A 13,959-nucleotide genomic window follows, 5' to 3' on the forward strand; every position below is an offset into this window, starting at 1 on the left:
ACCGGGCCACCGGGCATTCGCGTGCCGGGTGGAATCCGGGGATCCGGGATACACAACGGCGTGTGTCCCGAATTCTCCCGGTCCGCTGCGTCGGAAATCACATTCGGGCCGGGCGGCGGCAGCACCCGATACCGTCGGTCACAATAGGGTGTCGTTCACGTCGGCGTCGCCCGGTCGTGAGATCCCCGGTGCCGGAACGAAAAGTGCCGGTGTCACCATTGTCGACGCGGGTAAGTCGGGAAATGCCGGAACCCGCGTTCGGGGAGAATTTTTCGTAAACGCCCGGCTAATGGCCGCATAAGTACCTGTGACCTGGGGGAAACTTCGCGGACCCCCGCTCGGGAAACGCATCGGCGACCGTACGATTCAATTGTGAGCGTTCCCGAGGCCGTGCTGATGGCAGTACTCGCGGCCGTTGTCGGCCTCGCGGTCGGCGGGCTGCTCATCCCCTATGTGAACGCCCGGCAGGCGCAGCGCCGCGAGGCGGATTCCGGGCTCACGATGTCCCAGGTTCTCGACCTGATCGTGCTCGCCTCCGAGAGCGGTATCGCGGTCGTCGACGAATATCGCGACGTGGTGCTGGTGAATCCGCGCGCCGAGGAACTGGGCCTGGTCCGTGACCGGTTGCTGGACGAACGCGCCTGGTCCGCGGTCGAGAAGGTGCTCGCCACCGGCGAGGATGTCGACTTCGACCTGACCGCGAAGAATCCGATGCCCGGCCGCAGCCGCATCGCGGTCCGCGGCGTGGCCCGCGCGCTGTCGCGCGAGGAGTCCAACTTCGTGGTCCTGTTCGGCGACGACGATTCCGAGCAGGCGCGGATGGAGGCGACCCGCCGTGACTTCGTCGCCAATGTGAGCCACGAGTTGAAGACCCCGGTCGGCGCGATGAGCCTGCTCGCGGAAGCGTTGCTGGAATCCGCGGACGATCCCGACTCCGTGCGGCACTTCGGCCAGCGCCTGCTCGCCGAATCCCGCCGGATGGGCAAGATGGTCACCGAGCTGATCGCGCTGTCGCGGCTGCAGGGGGCGGAGAAGCTGCCGGAACTGGAGGCCGTCGACGTGGACACCGTCGTCAACGCCGCCATCGAGCGCTCCCGCACCGCCGCCGAGGCCGCCGGCATCACCGTCAGCACCGACGCCAACAGCGGGCTCGAGATCCTCGGCGACGACACCCTGCTGGTCACCGCGCTGTCGAACCTGGTGGAGAACGCCATCAACTACTCGCCGAAGGGTTCGCACGTATCCGTGAGCCGGTCGCTGCGCGGGGGCTATGTGAACATCGCCGTCACCGACCGCGGCATCGGTATCGCCAAGGAGGATCAGGAGCGCGTGTTCGAGCGTTTCTTCCGGGCCGACAAGGCGCGGTCCCGGGCGACCGGCGGCACCGGACTCGGACTGGCTATCGTCAAGCACGTGGCCGCGAACCACAACGGCGAGATCGCCCTCTGGAGCAAACTGGGTACCGGCTCCACGTTCACGCTGCGTATCCCCGCTGTCGAGTCCGAAGACCAGGTCTCCACCGTCCCGGTGGAGAAGAAGAGTCCCGCCGCGATCCAGGCGGGAAAGAAGGAAACCGGCGCGCGCCCTGTGGCGCGGGCCAGACCCAACGGTGTGGAGGCAACCCGATGACGAGTGTGCTGATCGTCGAGGACGAAGAGTCGCTGGCCGATCCGCTCGCGTTCCTGCTGCGCAAGGAGGGGTTCGAAGTCACCGTGGTCGGCGACGGCCCGTCCGCCCTGGCGGAATTCGATCGGTCCGGGGCCGACATCGTGCTGCTCGACCTGATGCTGCCCGGGATGAGCGGTACCGACGTCTGCAAGCAGCTGCGCACCCGCAGCAGTGTGCCGGTGATCATGGTGACCGCGCGCGACAGCGAGATCGACAAGGTGGTCGGGCTGGAACTCGGCGCGGACGACTACGTCACCAAGCCGTACTCGTCGCGGGAGCTCATCGCCCGCATCCGCGCGGTGCTGCGCCGCGGCGCGGGCGAGGAGATGGACGGCACCAGCGAGAGCGGCGTGCTGGAGGCCGGGCCCGTGCGGATGGATGTGGACCGGCACACCGTGCAGGTCAACGGCAAGCCGGTCACGCTGCCGCTGAAGGAGTTCGACCTGCTCGAATACCTGTTGCGCAACTCCGGCCGCGTGCTGACCCGCGGGCAGCTCATCGACCGGGTGTGGGGTGCGGACTATGTCGGCGACACCAAGACCCTGGACGTGCACGTGAAGCGCCTGCGGTCGAAGATCGAGGCGGATCCGGCCAAGCCGGAACATCTGGTCACGGTCCGAGGCCTGGGCTACAAACTGGAAGCTTGAGCTGGGCTGAGCCGCCTCTCCGGGGTTTTTGGCCATACAAGTTGGAGCCTCGGGGGTTGGTTGCAGGTCTTGCGTGGGTGGCGCTCGGGTGGGAGTTTCCCGGGGAGTTACCCATGTGCTCGCGGGATCAGTGGGTTGCGTCGGGGAGCTTCGGTTGTGCGGGTAGGGCGGCGGCCAGGGTGGCGGCGGTTGTTGCCAGGTGGGTTCGGATGGCCGGGTCGTGGATCGTGCCGTCGTCTGCCACGTCGGCGCTGAGGATGGGGATTCGGGGGCAGGCGGGGGCGATGATGTCGGCGCCGACGTAGCCGAGGACGGTGCGCAGGGAGGCGGTGGCGCCGTCGCCGCGGCCGGGGGTGGCGACGGTGATCCAGGCGACCGGTTTGGTGTGGAGGTCGGCGGTGCCTACGGTCCACTCCAGGAGGTTCTTCAGGCTGCCCGGGATCAGGCCCGCGTATTCGGGGGTGCAGAAGAGGACGGCATCCGCGGCGGCCAGGTGTCGGCGCAAACGGGTCACCGGTGGCGGAGATGGGCCGTCGCCGGGGACGAAGGCGGGGAGGGTGGTCAGCTCGTCGTAGAGGTGGGTCGAAATACCTTGGGGGGCAACCTGTTGCAGGGTGCGCAGAGTCGCGGTGTTGGTCGAGCCGGTGCGAGTGCTGCCGGAGATCAGCAGGAGGTGTACGCCCACTCGGGTTTACAAGTGTCGTGGGGGTGGATGTATTCCGTTGTCGTTGGGGGTGTTTCGCCGGGAGGAGAAGAGGCGCTACTCCGGCTTTTTCGCTTCCGCGGCTGTGGTGGCGGGGTGGACGGCGATCAGGCCCAGGCCCTCGCGGCGTTTGCAGTGGCGGGCGAGTTCGTCGTAGGCGGGTTGACCGAGTAGTTCGATCAGTTCGGGGGCGTAGGACTGCCAGACCGGGCGGGTGCCGGTGTGGGCGTCGGGGGAGCCGGAGCAGTACCAGTTCAGGTCCTCGCCGCCGGGGCCCCAGCCGCGGCGGTCGTATTCGGTCACCACGGTGCGGAGGATCTGGACGCCGTCGGGGCGGTCCACCCAGTCCTGGGTGCGGCGGATCGGAAGTTGCCAGCACACATCGGGTTTCACCGTCAGGGGTTCGACGCCCTCGCGCAGCGCCATCACGTGCAGGGCGCAGCCGGGGCCGCCGGCGAAGCCGGGACGGTTCAGGAAGATGCAGGCGCCGTCGTGGCGGCGGGTGCGCAGGGCCGGCTCGTCGTCGAGTTCGTCCTTCTCGAGGTAGAGCTTGGGGCGGACCCGGCCCTCGTCGTCGCGGGCCTCATCGATCAGCTGCCACTCGACGGGTGTGAGCAGTTTCACAGCGCGTTGCAACTTCTTGCGATCGTCGGTGTCGCACAGGAATGCGCCGTGCGAACAGCAACCGTCGTCGGGGCGGCCGGCGATGATGCCCTGGCATGCCGGCGTCCCGAAGACGCAGGTCCAGCGGGACAGCAGCCAGGTCAGATCGGCGACGATGGTGTGCTCGTCGTTGTCCGGGTCGGTGAATTCGATCCACTCCCGTGGGAAGTCGAGCCCCACCTCGGGCGCCGGGTCGATCTTCGCCGCTGGTAGCGGCCGCTTCGGCCGCTTCACGGATGCGCGTTCCGTCACTCGCCAGACGCTAACAGTTCTGTCGCTGTGGCGGCGGTTGCGGGGGTTATCGGGTTACCCGCTCCCGGGGATCGCCCAACCCAGTACCGTGTTCTTGTGCGGTTGGGAGTTCTCGATGTGGGCAGCAACACCGTTCACCTGCTGGTGGTGGACGCCCATCGGGGTGGCCATCCGACGCCGATGAGCTCGACGAAGTCGACGTTGCGGCTGGCGGAGAACATGGACGCCGAGGGCCGGATCACCCCCGACGGCGCCACCCGGCTGACCGAGACGGTCGCCGAATTCGCCAGCATCGCGCAGACCTCCGGCTGCGAGCAGCTGATGCCGTTCGCGACCTCCGCGGTGCGCGAGGCCACCAACTCCGAGGAGGTGCTCGCCCGGGTCCGGCGCGAGACCGGTGTCGACCTGCGGGTGCTCTCCGGCGCCGACGAGGCCCGGCTGACCTTCCTCGCGGTGCGCCGCTGGTACGGCTGGAGTGCGGGCCGCATCCTCAATCTCGATATCGGCGGCGGCTCGCTGGAGATGAGCAACGGCGCCGACGAGGCGCCGGATACCGCGTTGTCGCTGCAACTCGGCGCGGGCCGGTTGACCCGCGACTGGTTGCGCGAGGATCCACCGGGCAAGCGGCGTGTCGCGGTACTGCGCGATTGGCTGGACGCCGAACTGGTGCTGCCCGCCAAGCAGTTGCTCGCCCCCGGTCGTCCCGATCTGGCGGTGGGTACCTCGAAGACTTTCCGATCACTGGCTCGGCTGACCGGTGCGGCCCCCTCGGCCGCGGGTCCCCGGGTGCGGCGTATTCTCACCAGTTCCGGCCTGCGGCAGCTGATCGCCTTCATCTCCCGGATGACGGCCGCCGACCGGGCCGAGCTGGAAGGCGTCAGTTCCGACCGGTCGCAGCAACTGGTGGCCGGCGCGTTGGTCGCGGAGGCGAGTATGCGGGCGTTGTCCCTGGACACCCTCGAAATCTGCCCCTGGGCGCTGCGCGAAGGGCTGATCCTGCGCAAACTGGATACCGACCTGGACAGAGAACCGGGCGCCGGTAACGGCCGGCCCGCAGGTGTCCCCGGACCGACCGAAACGGTGTCGCGATGAGTGACGATTCCACGCAGCTGTCGGTTGCCGAACTGCTGGCACGCAACGGCAAGGGTTCGCCCTCGTCCGGTGGCGGCGGCAGGCGACGGCGCGGCGGCCGTGGCATCTCGGTCAACGAGTTGACCGGCGATCTCCCCATCGTCAAGGAGGGTTCGTCCGCGCACGCCGCGCCCGAGGAGGAGGCGAGCCCCGAGCCGCCCGCCCGCCCGGCGGAGGGTGAGGCGTATTCGCCGTTGTCGGGCCCGATCTCGTTGTACGACCCGCTCTCGCCGGCTCCCGCGCCGGAGCCCTGGCCGGCCGCCGAATCGTGGTCGGCGCCCCCGGCCGCGCCGCCCTTCGGCGGGGTCGACCGCGAGCCCGTCCGCTACCAGGCGCCGGCCATGCCGGATTCCGCGCTGCGCGAGCCCGGCACATTCGGCTGGCCCGATCCGGCGGCGCCGAATCCCCATCCGTTCGCGGGCGCCGAGGCGGCCCCGCCGAAGGAGGGCCGCCGGGCGCGTCGCGAGCGTGAGGAACGGATCGATCCGCTGTCGGATCAGGTGTCCGTCGCCGAGCTGGAGGGCACCGTACCCCCGCCGACGCGCGGCGGCCGCCGTCGCCGCCGGCGCGAGGAGGAGGACACCGCCGACGTCCAGCCGTTCCGCGGTGGGGCCCGGGAGGCGGCCGAACCGCCCGCGCTGCGTCGTGCGCCGGAGCAGCTGCCGCCACCGCCACCACCTCCGGACACCCGGCCGAAGCCCGACGGCCGTCCCGGTCCCGCGGCCGGGCCGCGTCCCGGACCGCCGCGTCCGGGTCCGGGGCCGGGTCCCGCCTGGCAGGGCGGCGCTCCGCAGGGCCGCCCCGAGGCCGCGGCCTCGCCCTGGGGTGTCCCGGGCGCCGCGCCGATCCCGCCGGACCAGCGCCGCGACCCGGCCGGTGAGCGCACCGAATTCCTCGATCCGTCCAAGCTGCCGCGGTCGGCGCGGCGCGGGCCGAATCCGAATCCCGCACCCGGCGAACCCGATCTGCCGGAATGGTCGGCCCGGCGACGGAAGTCCCCGGAGCGGCCGGCCCCCGGCACCGAATGGCCCACCCGCGACGGTGGCCGCCGGCGCGGTAAGGCCGAGCCGCCGCCTCCGCCGCCTCCGCCGCCCGACGAGGTGGCCGGCGCGCCGACCGCGGTCTGGTCGCTGGCGGGCCGCGATCAGCAACTGCTGTCCGGCCCGACCCTGGCCGGGGATCTGATCCGCGCCGACGCCGAACGGGAATCCCGGCGTGGCGAGCCGGACCGGGAACCGCCCCGGCGCGGCGAGCCGCCCCGCGGCGAGCCGCCCCGCGGTGGGCGCGGCGCGCGTCGCGGCGCCACGGCCGTGCGGGCCGATGAGCTCGACGACCTCGACGATCTCGAGGACGAGCACGATTTCTACGATCCCGATCTGGACGACGACCTGGATCTGGACGACGAGGACGACGACCGCCGCCCCGCCCGGCGCCGGCGTCGGCCGGCGGGGGGCCGTTCCTGGTCCCGCGCGGGTGCGGTGGATCCGAACCGCAAGCAGTGGATGGTGCTCGGCGGTCAGGCCGTCGGCGCCGCCGTCGCGGGTATGTTGCTGTTCAAGGGCTTCGAGAAGATGTGGGACGTGTTCCCGTTCGTCGCCCTGGCACTGGCCATGGTCGTGATTCTGGGCCTGGTCGCCCTGGTGCGGGTACTGCGCCGCACCGACGACATCACCAGTACGGTGATCGCCGTCGTCGTCGGAATTTTCGTGACGTTGGGACCGCTGGCCTTCCTGCTCAGTACCAACTGAGCCCGGCCGGCAGTGGGGAGAGCCCCGTGGGGACGATCCGGGTCGGATTGTCGACGGCATCGGTGTATCCGGAGAACACCGAGGCCGCCTTCCGCTACGCTGCCGAACTCGGGTACGACGGCGTCGAATTGATGGTCTGGGCGGAGTCCGCCAGCCAGCAGATCGCGGTCGTGCGGGAGTACTCCCGGCGCTACGAGATGCCGGTGCTCGCGGTGCACGCACCCTGTCTGCTGATCTCGCAGCGGGTCTGGGGTTCGGATCCGATCGCGAAGCTGACGCGCAGCGTGCACACCGCGGAGGAACTCGGCGCCCGCACCGTCGTGGTGCATCCGCCGTTCCGCTGGCAGCGCCGCTACGCGGAGGGGTTCGCCGCACAGGTCGCCACCCTGGAGGAGCGCAGCCGGGTGCTGGTCGCGGTGGAGAACATGTTCCCGATGCGGGCGGACACCCTGTTCGGCCGGGGTTCCGGGGCCGCGCGGCTGGAGCGCCGGGGCGGGCCCGGCCTCTCGGTGACCGCCTTCAGCCCCTCCTACGACCCGACCGACGTCGGCTTCGAGCACTACACCCTGGATCTGTCGCACACCTCCACCGCGGGTACGGATGCCCGCGCGCTGGCCGAGCGGATGGGGTCCGGTCTGGAACATCTGCATCTGGCCGACGGCCGCGGCGCGGCGCACGACGAGCACCTGATTCCCGGCGACGGCACCCAGCCCTGTGCGGAGATCTGTGCACATCTGGCGCACAGCGGTTTCCGGGGCCACGTGATCCTCGAGGTCAACACCCAGAATGCGCGGACCACGACCACGCGCGCGGCGATGCTGCACCGCGCGCTGACCTTCGCCCGGCTCCATCTCGACGGCGTCCACCCGGAACCGACCGGCCACCGGCACTGATCCACGCCACCCGCCGGTGTGGCACAGACCTCACCGGCCCGGGGGAATCCGCAGCGGAATCCCGTCGCTTATACGCTGTACGGGAGACCGGCCGGCGTGGCCGGGTGAGAGGAGCAGCGGTGACCGAAGCGACCGTCCGGGCGCAGTCGACGGCCGAGGATACCGATATCGCACCCTTCGCCCGGGTCTGCGCGGTGACCGAGGCGCCGTCCGACCTCGCGGACATCGGCCGCTACCGCGGCGTCATCGAGGACATCTGGACCATCGGCCCGAAGCTGCACGGCGGAACCATGGTCGCCGCGAGCGCCGCGGCCGCGACCCGCTGGCTGCGCCGCACCGTCCCCGACGCGCGGGACATGTTCCCGATCTCGGCGAGTACCGACTTCCTCGGCGCACCCGATCCCGGCGAGGTCGAGTTCGCCGTCCACACCCGCAAGACCGGCCGCCAGATCTGCCTGGTCGAGGCCGATCTGGTGCAGCACGGCCGCGCGCTGGTGCACACCGCCTTCACCTTCGGCCGGCTCGACGACACCCCGCCGCTGCACGCCGCGGACGTCGTCGCGGACATGCCCGTCGAGCCGCCCGCCGACGCCCTCGGGTACGGCGCGGAGGCGCCGATGGGCGATATCGTGCACGTCGCGCACGGCGCCACGATGGCGATGGATCGCGACTGGGCGCGGTTCGTGGCGGGTGAGCAGGGCGAGCCCCGGCTGCGGCTGTGGATCCGGCCCCGGCCCGGTGACGAACGCGACCGCGAGGTGGCCGTGTTCTTCGCCCTCATGGCCGGCGACATCAGCCCGCCGGTGACCATGAACCTCGGCCGCTTCGGCTGGGCCCCGACCGTCCAGCTGACCACCTATCTGCGCCGCCGCCCGGCCCCCGGCTGGCTGCGGGTGATCTCCACCGCGCAGCAGATCGGCGAGCGCATGTTCGACGAGGACCAGGTGGTGATCGACGCCACCGGCGCGGTGGTCGTGCAGAGCCGGCAGCTGGCGCTGTTGCCGCAGTCGTCCTGGTAGCCCGCTAGCCTTGGACGCCATGACGAGAATTGCGGTGATCGGCGGCGGGCGGATCGGTGAGGCGTTGGTCGCCGGGTTGTTGGAGGCCGGGACGCCGGGCAAGGATCTGGTCGTGGTGGAGCCGATGCAGGCCCGCGCGGAATTCCTCGTCGATCGGTTCGGTATCCGGGTCACCGACAGCGTCGTCGACGCGGCGAACGTGGCCGATCTGCTGGTCGTCGCCGTGAAGCCGCACGATGTCGACGCCGTGCTCACCGATCTGGCGAAGGCCGGGATGGACGACGACCGCGATCAGCTGCTGATCTCGCTGGCCGCCGGCATCACCACGGCCCATCTGGAGGCCAAACTGCCCGCCGGCTTCCCGGTGGTCCGGGTCATGCCGAATTCGCCGATGCTGGTCGGCCAGGGTATGAGCGCCATCGCCGCGGGCCGCTACGCCAAGGAGCCCGAGCTGCGCCTGGTCACCGAGCTGCTGGAGTCGGTGGGCCGGGTGGTCACCGTCGCCGAAGCGCAGATGGACGCCGTCACCGCGGTGTCCGGCTCCGGCCCGGCGTACCTGTTCCTGCTCGCCGAGGCGATGATCGACGCCGGCGTCGGCCTGGGCCTCAGCCGGGAGGTGACCACCCAGCTGGTGGTCCAGACCCTGCTGGGTTCGGCGGCGCTGCTGGCCGAGGCGGGGCAGGGGCCCGCCGAATTGCGGGCGGGGGTCACGTCGCCGGGCGGCACCACCGCGGCCGCGCTGCGCGAGCTGGAGCGGGCCGGCGTGCGGTCGGCATTCTGGGAGGCGCTGGCAGCCGCACGGCAGCGCTCGATCGAACTGGGAGCGACCGAGAGCTGAATGGCGATCGAATCCTATTTCTCCCACCCGTCGCAGTAATCCCACGGGCACCGCTAAGCTTCAAGGAGCACGTGCGTGTCTGTTCCGCTGGTGGGGAAGCCGGCGGCGCGGACGTGCCGGAGGTCAGTGGCGCAATGATGTCTGGAAACAGCTCTGCGAGTGGTCCCGTGCTCGGCGGGGGAACCCAGTTCCTCACCGTCGCCGAGGTGGCGAATCTGATGCGGGTCTCGAAGATGACGGTGTATCGGCTGGTGCATTCCGGCGAACTACCCGCGGTGCGGGTGGGGCGGTCGTTCCGCGTGCATGCGCGGGCCGTCCACGACTATCTGCAGACGTCGTATTTCGACGCCGGCTAGCCCTCCGGGCCGGCCGTCCGACACCCGGCGCAGGCCGGGGCCGTTTCGTTCGGCAACGGTCGGCCCGGTACCATGAACCACCGTCGTGTTCGCCTGCCGGTGCCCCTCTTTCGGGGCCGGCACCGGGAGCGCGGGCACTGGGCGTACGTAAACCGGCGTGCGCGCCGAGGAGATGAGAGAACGCGAGGAACAGCCGTATGGGTTCTGTGATCAAGAAGCGTCGTAAGCGGATGTCGAAGAAGAAGCACCGCAAGCTGCTTCGCCGCACCCGTGTGCAGCGTCGCAAACTCGGCAAGTAACCCGGTATCCGGCCGGCCGCGTTCGCAACGCGCGCGTAACGGTCTGTTCGCTGTCGAGGCCCGTCACCGTTGGGTGGCGGGCTTTTCGTTTTCCGGCGGCGGAAGTGATCGTAAGAAGCTGGTTAATAGTCTCTCCGGCGAGGTGGGTACGGTTACGCTGGAACGCGGAAATGGCGGAAAACGGGGGCCTCACAGGCAGGATCCGGCATGGGTGTTGGTGCACGGGACGGACATGTGTCGAAGGTCGTGCTGGTGACCGGCGCCAGCCGCTACTTCGGCAGTAGTGTCGTGGCCGCGCTGGCCGCCGACCCCACTGTGGAACGTGTCCTCGCCGTCGACGCCCGGACGCCCGCGCCGGATCTGCTGCGGAGTTTCGGCCGCGCCGAGTTCATCCGATCGGATATTCGAAATCCGTTGATACGCAAGGTGATCGACGGTCACGACGTGGACACGGTGGTGCATCCCGCGGTACTGTCGCGGCCGCCCGCGGGCGGTGGCCGGGCCGCCATGAAGGATTACAACGTATTCGGCGCGATGCAGTTGCTGGCCGTCTGCCGCAAGGCGCCGAGCGTGCGCCGGGTGGTGGTCCGCTCGTCGTCGGCGGTCTACGGTTGCGGCCCCAAGGATCCCGCGAAATTCACCGAGGAAATGAGCGCGCGTACGCCGCCGAGCGGTTCGTTCGCACGCGACATGATCGATGTCGAGGGATTCGTTCGTGGCCTGGCGCGTCGCCGCCCGGATATCGCCGCCGCAATATTACGATTTCCGCCGATAGTGGGTCCGCGACTGGTCGATCGGGGTATGGAGATTTTCCGATCTCCGGTCACACCCACCATTCTCGGCCGTGATCCGCGCATGCAACTGTTGCACGAGCAGGATGCGATCGGGGCGTTGGTGCACGCGGCGTTGCGGGCACCGGGCGGTACGTTCAACGTCGCCGGCGACGGCGCGCTCACCCTGTCCCAGGCGATCCGCCGGGCCGGGCGGATCGAGGTGCCGGTGCCGTTCACGGCGTTCCGCACCGTCGGTCGGGCGCTCATGGGACCGGTGATGCGAGGTTTCACGGCGGAGCAGATCGACTATTTCCATTACGGGTGCGGATTGGACACCACCCGGATGCGCGCCGAATTCGGCTTCCAGCCGCGCTGGACATCCGTACAGGCGTTCGACGACTTCGTCGGGGGCGCAGCGTTGCGGCCCGTCATCGATCCGCGCTGGATCGACGCTGCAGAATCGACACTTCTCGGCCTCGTCGGGGCCGGAGCGGGAGCAGACCAATGAACGACGTGGCCAAGGTGATCCGACTACGAGACGTGGACTTCGGGACACGCCCGCGAACGACCGGCCGGCGTCGGGCGGGTGAGCCCGCGGTCCGTCCGGTCACCTCGCTGGCGGCCAAACGAGCGGAGTCCGCTCCGCCGCCGACGGGCCCGGACCTGCGGCTGGAACGGGTGCGCGACGCCGTGACCGCCGGAATCCGCGGCACCGCCGAATTCGCCCGCCGCCGCCTCACCGGCGACTATCGGGTGGACGAGTTCGGCCTCGACGACCATCTGCTCGAGTCGGTGATCCTGCCGTCGCTGCGCCCGTTGTCGAAGCTGTGGTTCCGGGTGGAGGTGCAGGGCGTCGAACATCTCCCGGAGTCGGGTGCGGCGCTGATCGTCGCCAACCATGCCGGGGTGCTGCCGCTGGACGCGCTGATGTTGCAGGTGGCGGTGCACGACCGGCATCCCGGCCACCGCTCGCTGCGACTGCTGGCCGCCGACAAGGTGTTCGAGACCCCGGTGCTCGGCGGGCTGGCCCGCAAGGCCGGGCACACCCTGGCCTGCCCCGCCGACGCGGAGCGACTACTGCGCTCCGGCGAACTGACCGGCGTGTTCCCGGAGGGTTTCAAGGGCATCGGCAAGCCCTACTCCGAGCGCTACAAGCTGCAGCGATTCGGCCGCGGCGGCTTCGTGTCGGCCGCGGTGAAGACGGGCGTGCCGATCGTGCCGTGCGCGATCGTCGGCGCCGAGGAGATCTATCCGAAGATCGGCGACCTCAAGCCGCTGGCCCGGCTGCTGGGCCTGCCGTACTTCCCGGTCACCCCGCTGTTCCCGCATCTGGGCGTGCTGGGCCTGGTGCCACTGCCGTCGAAGTGGTCGATCGTCTTCGGCGAGCCGATCCCGACCTCCGGCTACGCGCCGGAGGAGGCGGACGATCCGATGACCATGTTCGAGATCACCGATCAGGTCCGGGAGAACATCCAGCAGACGCTGTACCAGCTGCTCACCCGTCGCGGGAATCCGTTCACCGGCTAGGACGCGCGGCCGTCACTGCTGCGCCTCGCGCTTGCGGGTGAGCACGGCTGCCGCCGCGCCGCCGGCGGCGCCGAGCGCCAGCGCGGTCGGCACGCCGATCTTCGCCGCCTTGCGGCCGGTGCGGAAATCGCGGATCTCCCAGCCGCGGTTCTTCGCGACCTCGCGCAGATCGGAATCCGGGTTGATCGCCACCGCGGTGCCGACCAGCGACAGCATCGGGATGTCGTTGTGGCTGTCGGAATAGGCGGTGCAGCGCTTGAGATTCAGGCCCTCGCGCACGGCGAGCGCGCGGACCGCGTGCGCCTTGCCGAGACCGTGCAGGATATCGCCGACCAGGCGTCCGGTGAACATTCCGTCCACACTCTCCGCGACCGTGCCGAGGGCGCCGGTGAGCCCCAATCGTTTCGCGATCACCTGGGCCAGTTCGACCGGGGTCGCGGTGACCAGCCACACCTGTTGTCCGGCGTCCAGATGCATTTGTGCCAATGCCCTGGTACCGGGCCAGATCTTGTCGGCGATGATCTCGTCGTAGATCTCCTCGCCGAGTGCGGCGAGTTCCGCGGTGGACCTCCCGGCGATGAAGGCGAGCGCCTTCTCCTTGCCGCTGGCCATGTCGCCCTGGCTTTCCCGGCCGGTGACCCGGAATTTCACCTGTTTCCAGGCCATATCCATCAGATCGCCGGTTTTGAAATACTTCCGCGCGGCCAGGCCGCGCGCGAAATGCACGATGGACGCGCCCTGCACCATCGTGTTGTCGACATCGAAGAACGCGGCCGCGGTCAGATCCCGCGGCGGCAGGAAATCCGTTTCGGTGGTGCCGGATTCCGCCAGCTCGGCATCGTGCAGGGCGAGCGCGGCGTCGGCGCTCGCCTCACCGGCGAGGTTGGCCCGCACCTCCTCCTCGCTCGGGCCGAACGGACTGCGGGTGATGCGGGTGAGCTGGTCGGACAGGCCCTGGCTCCAACGCGCCGGGAACTCGCCGAACCTGCCCGCGATGAACCCCGTCCTCGCATCCTTCGATCGTTCCGGCACAAGTACCTCCTCGCGCGGGGGCTCGTCGCCCCGCGTCCATGGTCCAGCATGATGGATCTCATGGCCAATTCGACACATTCGGTGACATTGCTGACCCGCTCCGGTTGTGGATTGTGCACCACAGCGCTGGCACAACTGCGGGTCATCTGCGCGGATTTCGGGATCGAACCGGACACCGTCGACGTGGACGCCGCCGCGGCGACCGATCCGAGTCTGCGCGCGGAGTTCGGCGACCGCCTGCCGGTGGTTTTGCTGGACGGGCGGGAACACAGCTACTTCGACGTGGACGAACCGCGCCTGCGGGCGGATCTGCGACATTGACGACGGTGTCGTCGGTCACAGCAATGTCGGGTGTGTCCTCGGCCACACCGGCCGGGGCGCACTTCGGCGCGTTGGGCGGCGGCCGTGCC

General features: G+C 69.9%; 14 protein-coding genes and 1 pseudogene. 12 read left to right on the forward strand and 3 right to left on the reverse strand.

Features of this window, described 5'->3' with window-relative positions:
- Window positions 1–372 precede the first annotated feature (372 nt).
- Together G361_RS0138820 and G361_RS0138825 are read left to right on the forward strand one after the other, a co-directional pair.
- Complete coding sequence (locus tag G361_RS0138820) at window positions 373–1,629, forward strand: cell wall metabolism sensor histidine kinase WalK (protein WP_019932548.1); 1,257 nt, start codon at window positions 373–375, stop codon at window positions 1,627–1,629.
- The gene (locus G361_RS0138825; RefSeq protein ID WP_019932549.1) at window positions 1,626–2,315 is read left to right on the forward strand and encodes a response regulator transcription factor; all 690 of its coding nucleotides are present in this window, start codon (window positions 1,626–1,628) and stop codon (window positions 2,313–2,315) included. Before G361_RS0138820 ends, G361_RS0138825 begins: the two co-directional genes overlap by 4 nt.
- A 127-nt stretch (window positions 2,316–2,442) precedes the next feature.
- Here the strand turns inward: G361_RS0138825 and G361_RS0138830 are convergent, their stop codons facing one another.
- Window positions 2,443–3,000 carry an NADPH-dependent FMN reductase gene (locus tag G361_RS0138830; RefSeq protein WP_019932550.1) on the reverse strand — a complete coding sequence of 186 codons (558 nt, stop codon included), beginning with the start codon at window positions 2,998–3,000 and terminating at the stop codon, window positions 2,443–2,445.
- Window positions 3,001–3,075: 75 nt separating this feature from the next.
- Window positions 3,076–3,933, reverse strand: a complete 858-nt coding sequence (locus G361_RS0138835) for a hypothetical protein (RefSeq protein ID WP_231387240.1) — start codon at window positions 3,931–3,933, stop codon at window positions 3,076–3,078.
- 96 nt (window positions 3,934–4,029) lie between these two features.
- On the opposite strand from G361_RS0138835, the gene G361_RS46210 reads away from it, so the two are divergent.
- The 9 genes and pseudogenes from G361_RS46210 to G361_RS0138870 all read left to right on the forward strand — a co-directional run bounded on the left by G361_RS46210 (window position 4,030) and on the right by G361_RS0138870 (window position 12,517).
- Window positions 4,030–5,025 carry a Ppx/GppA phosphatase family protein gene (locus tag G361_RS46210; protein WP_081635788.1) on the forward strand — a complete coding sequence of 332 codons (996 nt, stop codon included), beginning with the start codon at window positions 4,030–4,032 and terminating at the stop codon, window positions 5,023–5,025.
- A 1,538-nt stretch (window positions 5,026–6,563) separates the two neighbouring features.
- Window positions 6,564–6,812 (forward strand): annotated as a pseudogene (locus G361_RS52000) (hypothetical protein); the annotation flags it as partial.
- A gap of 26 nt (window positions 6,813–6,838) precedes the next feature.
- Window positions 6,839–7,705: a sugar phosphate isomerase/epimerase gene (locus G361_RS0138845; protein WP_019932554.1), complete on the forward strand. Its 867-nt coding sequence runs from the start codon at window positions 6,839–6,841 to the stop codon at window positions 7,703–7,705.
- A gap of 119 nt (window positions 7,706–7,824) precedes the next feature.
- Entirely contained in the window at window positions 7,825–8,724 is a 900-nt protein-coding gene (locus G361_RS0138850; protein ID WP_019932555.1) for a thioesterase family protein, read from the forward strand.
- Window positions 8,725–8,743: 19 nt separating this feature from the next.
- A complete protein-coding gene (proC, locus tag G361_RS0138855; protein ID WP_019932556.1) occupies window positions 8,744–9,562 on the forward strand; it encodes a pyrroline-5-carboxylate reductase in 819 nt (272 codons plus the stop codon).
- 134 nt (window positions 9,563–9,696) lie between these two features.
- Window positions 9,697–9,918, forward strand: a complete 222-nt coding sequence (locus G361_RS0138860; protein WP_052173005.1) for a helix-turn-helix domain-containing protein — start codon at window positions 9,697–9,699, stop codon at window positions 9,916–9,918.
- A gap of 197 nt (window positions 9,919–10,115) precedes the next feature.
- Window positions 10,116–10,217 (forward strand): 30S ribosomal protein bS22, encoded by a 102-nt coding sequence (locus G361_RS48915; protein ID WP_003402602.1) that lies wholly within the window; start codon window positions 10,116–10,118, stop codon window positions 10,215–10,217.
- 207 nt (window positions 10,218–10,424) lie between these two features.
- A complete protein-coding gene (locus G361_RS0138865; RefSeq protein WP_196814752.1) occupies window positions 10,425–11,498 on the forward strand; it encodes an NAD-dependent epimerase/dehydratase family protein in 1,074 nt (357 codons plus the stop codon).
- Window positions 11,495–12,517 (forward strand): lysophospholipid acyltransferase family protein, encoded by a 1,023-nt coding sequence (locus G361_RS0138870; RefSeq protein ID WP_019932559.1) that lies wholly within the window; start codon window positions 11,495–11,497, stop codon window positions 12,515–12,517. Before G361_RS0138865 ends, G361_RS0138870 begins: the two co-directional genes overlap by 4 nt.
- 12 nt (window positions 12,518–12,529) lie before the next feature.
- Here G361_RS0138870 and G361_RS0138875 read toward each other — a convergent pair whose 3' ends face one another.
- Window positions 12,530–13,549, reverse strand: a complete 1,020-nt coding sequence (locus G361_RS0138875; protein WP_019932560.1) for an HAD-IB family hydrolase — start codon at window positions 13,547–13,549, stop codon at window positions 12,530–12,532.
- 60 nt (window positions 13,550–13,609) lie between these two features.
- Here G361_RS0138875 and G361_RS46220 point away from each other — a divergent pair, with 60 nt between their 5' ends.
- Window positions 13,610–13,870: a glutaredoxin family protein gene (locus G361_RS46220; RefSeq protein ID WP_036496658.1), complete on the forward strand. Its 261-nt coding sequence runs from the start codon at window positions 13,610–13,612 to the stop codon at window positions 13,868–13,870.
- Window positions 13,871–13,959 lie beyond the last annotated feature (89 nt).

Source organism: Nocardia sp. BMG111209 (assembly GCF_000381925.1).
Taxonomy (GTDB): domain Bacteria; phylum Actinomycetota; class Actinomycetes; order Mycobacteriales; family Mycobacteriaceae; genus Nocardia.

Excerpts from the sequence above, each read along its gene's own strand:
- G361_RS0138825 (WP_019932549.1), top strand. The coding sequence starts at position 1,626 with ATGACGAGTGTGCTGATCGTCGAGGACGAAGAGTCGCTGGCCGATCCG.
- proC (WP_019932556.1), top strand. The coding sequence starts at position 8,744 with ATGACGAGAATTGCGGTGATCGGCGGCGGGCGGATCGGTGAGGCGTTG.
- G361_RS0138860 (WP_052173005.1), top strand. The coding sequence starts at position 9,697 with ATGATGTCTGGAAACAGCTCTGCGAGTGGTCCCGTGCTCGGCGGGGGA.
- G361_RS48915 (WP_003402602.1), top strand. The coding sequence starts at position 10,116 with ATGGGTTCTGTGATCAAGAAGCGTCGTAAGCGGATGTCGAAGAAGAAG.
- G361_RS0138865 (WP_196814752.1), top strand. The coding sequence starts at position 10,425 with ATGGGTGTTGGTGCACGGGACGGACATGTGTCGAAGGTCGTGCTGGTG.
- G361_RS0138870 (WP_019932559.1), top strand. The coding sequence starts at position 11,495 with ATGAACGACGTGGCCAAGGTGATCCGACTACGAGACGTGGACTTCGGG.
- G361_RS46220 (WP_036496658.1), top strand. The coding sequence starts at position 13,610 with ATGGCCAATTCGACACATTCGGTGACATTGCTGACCCGCTCCGGTTGT.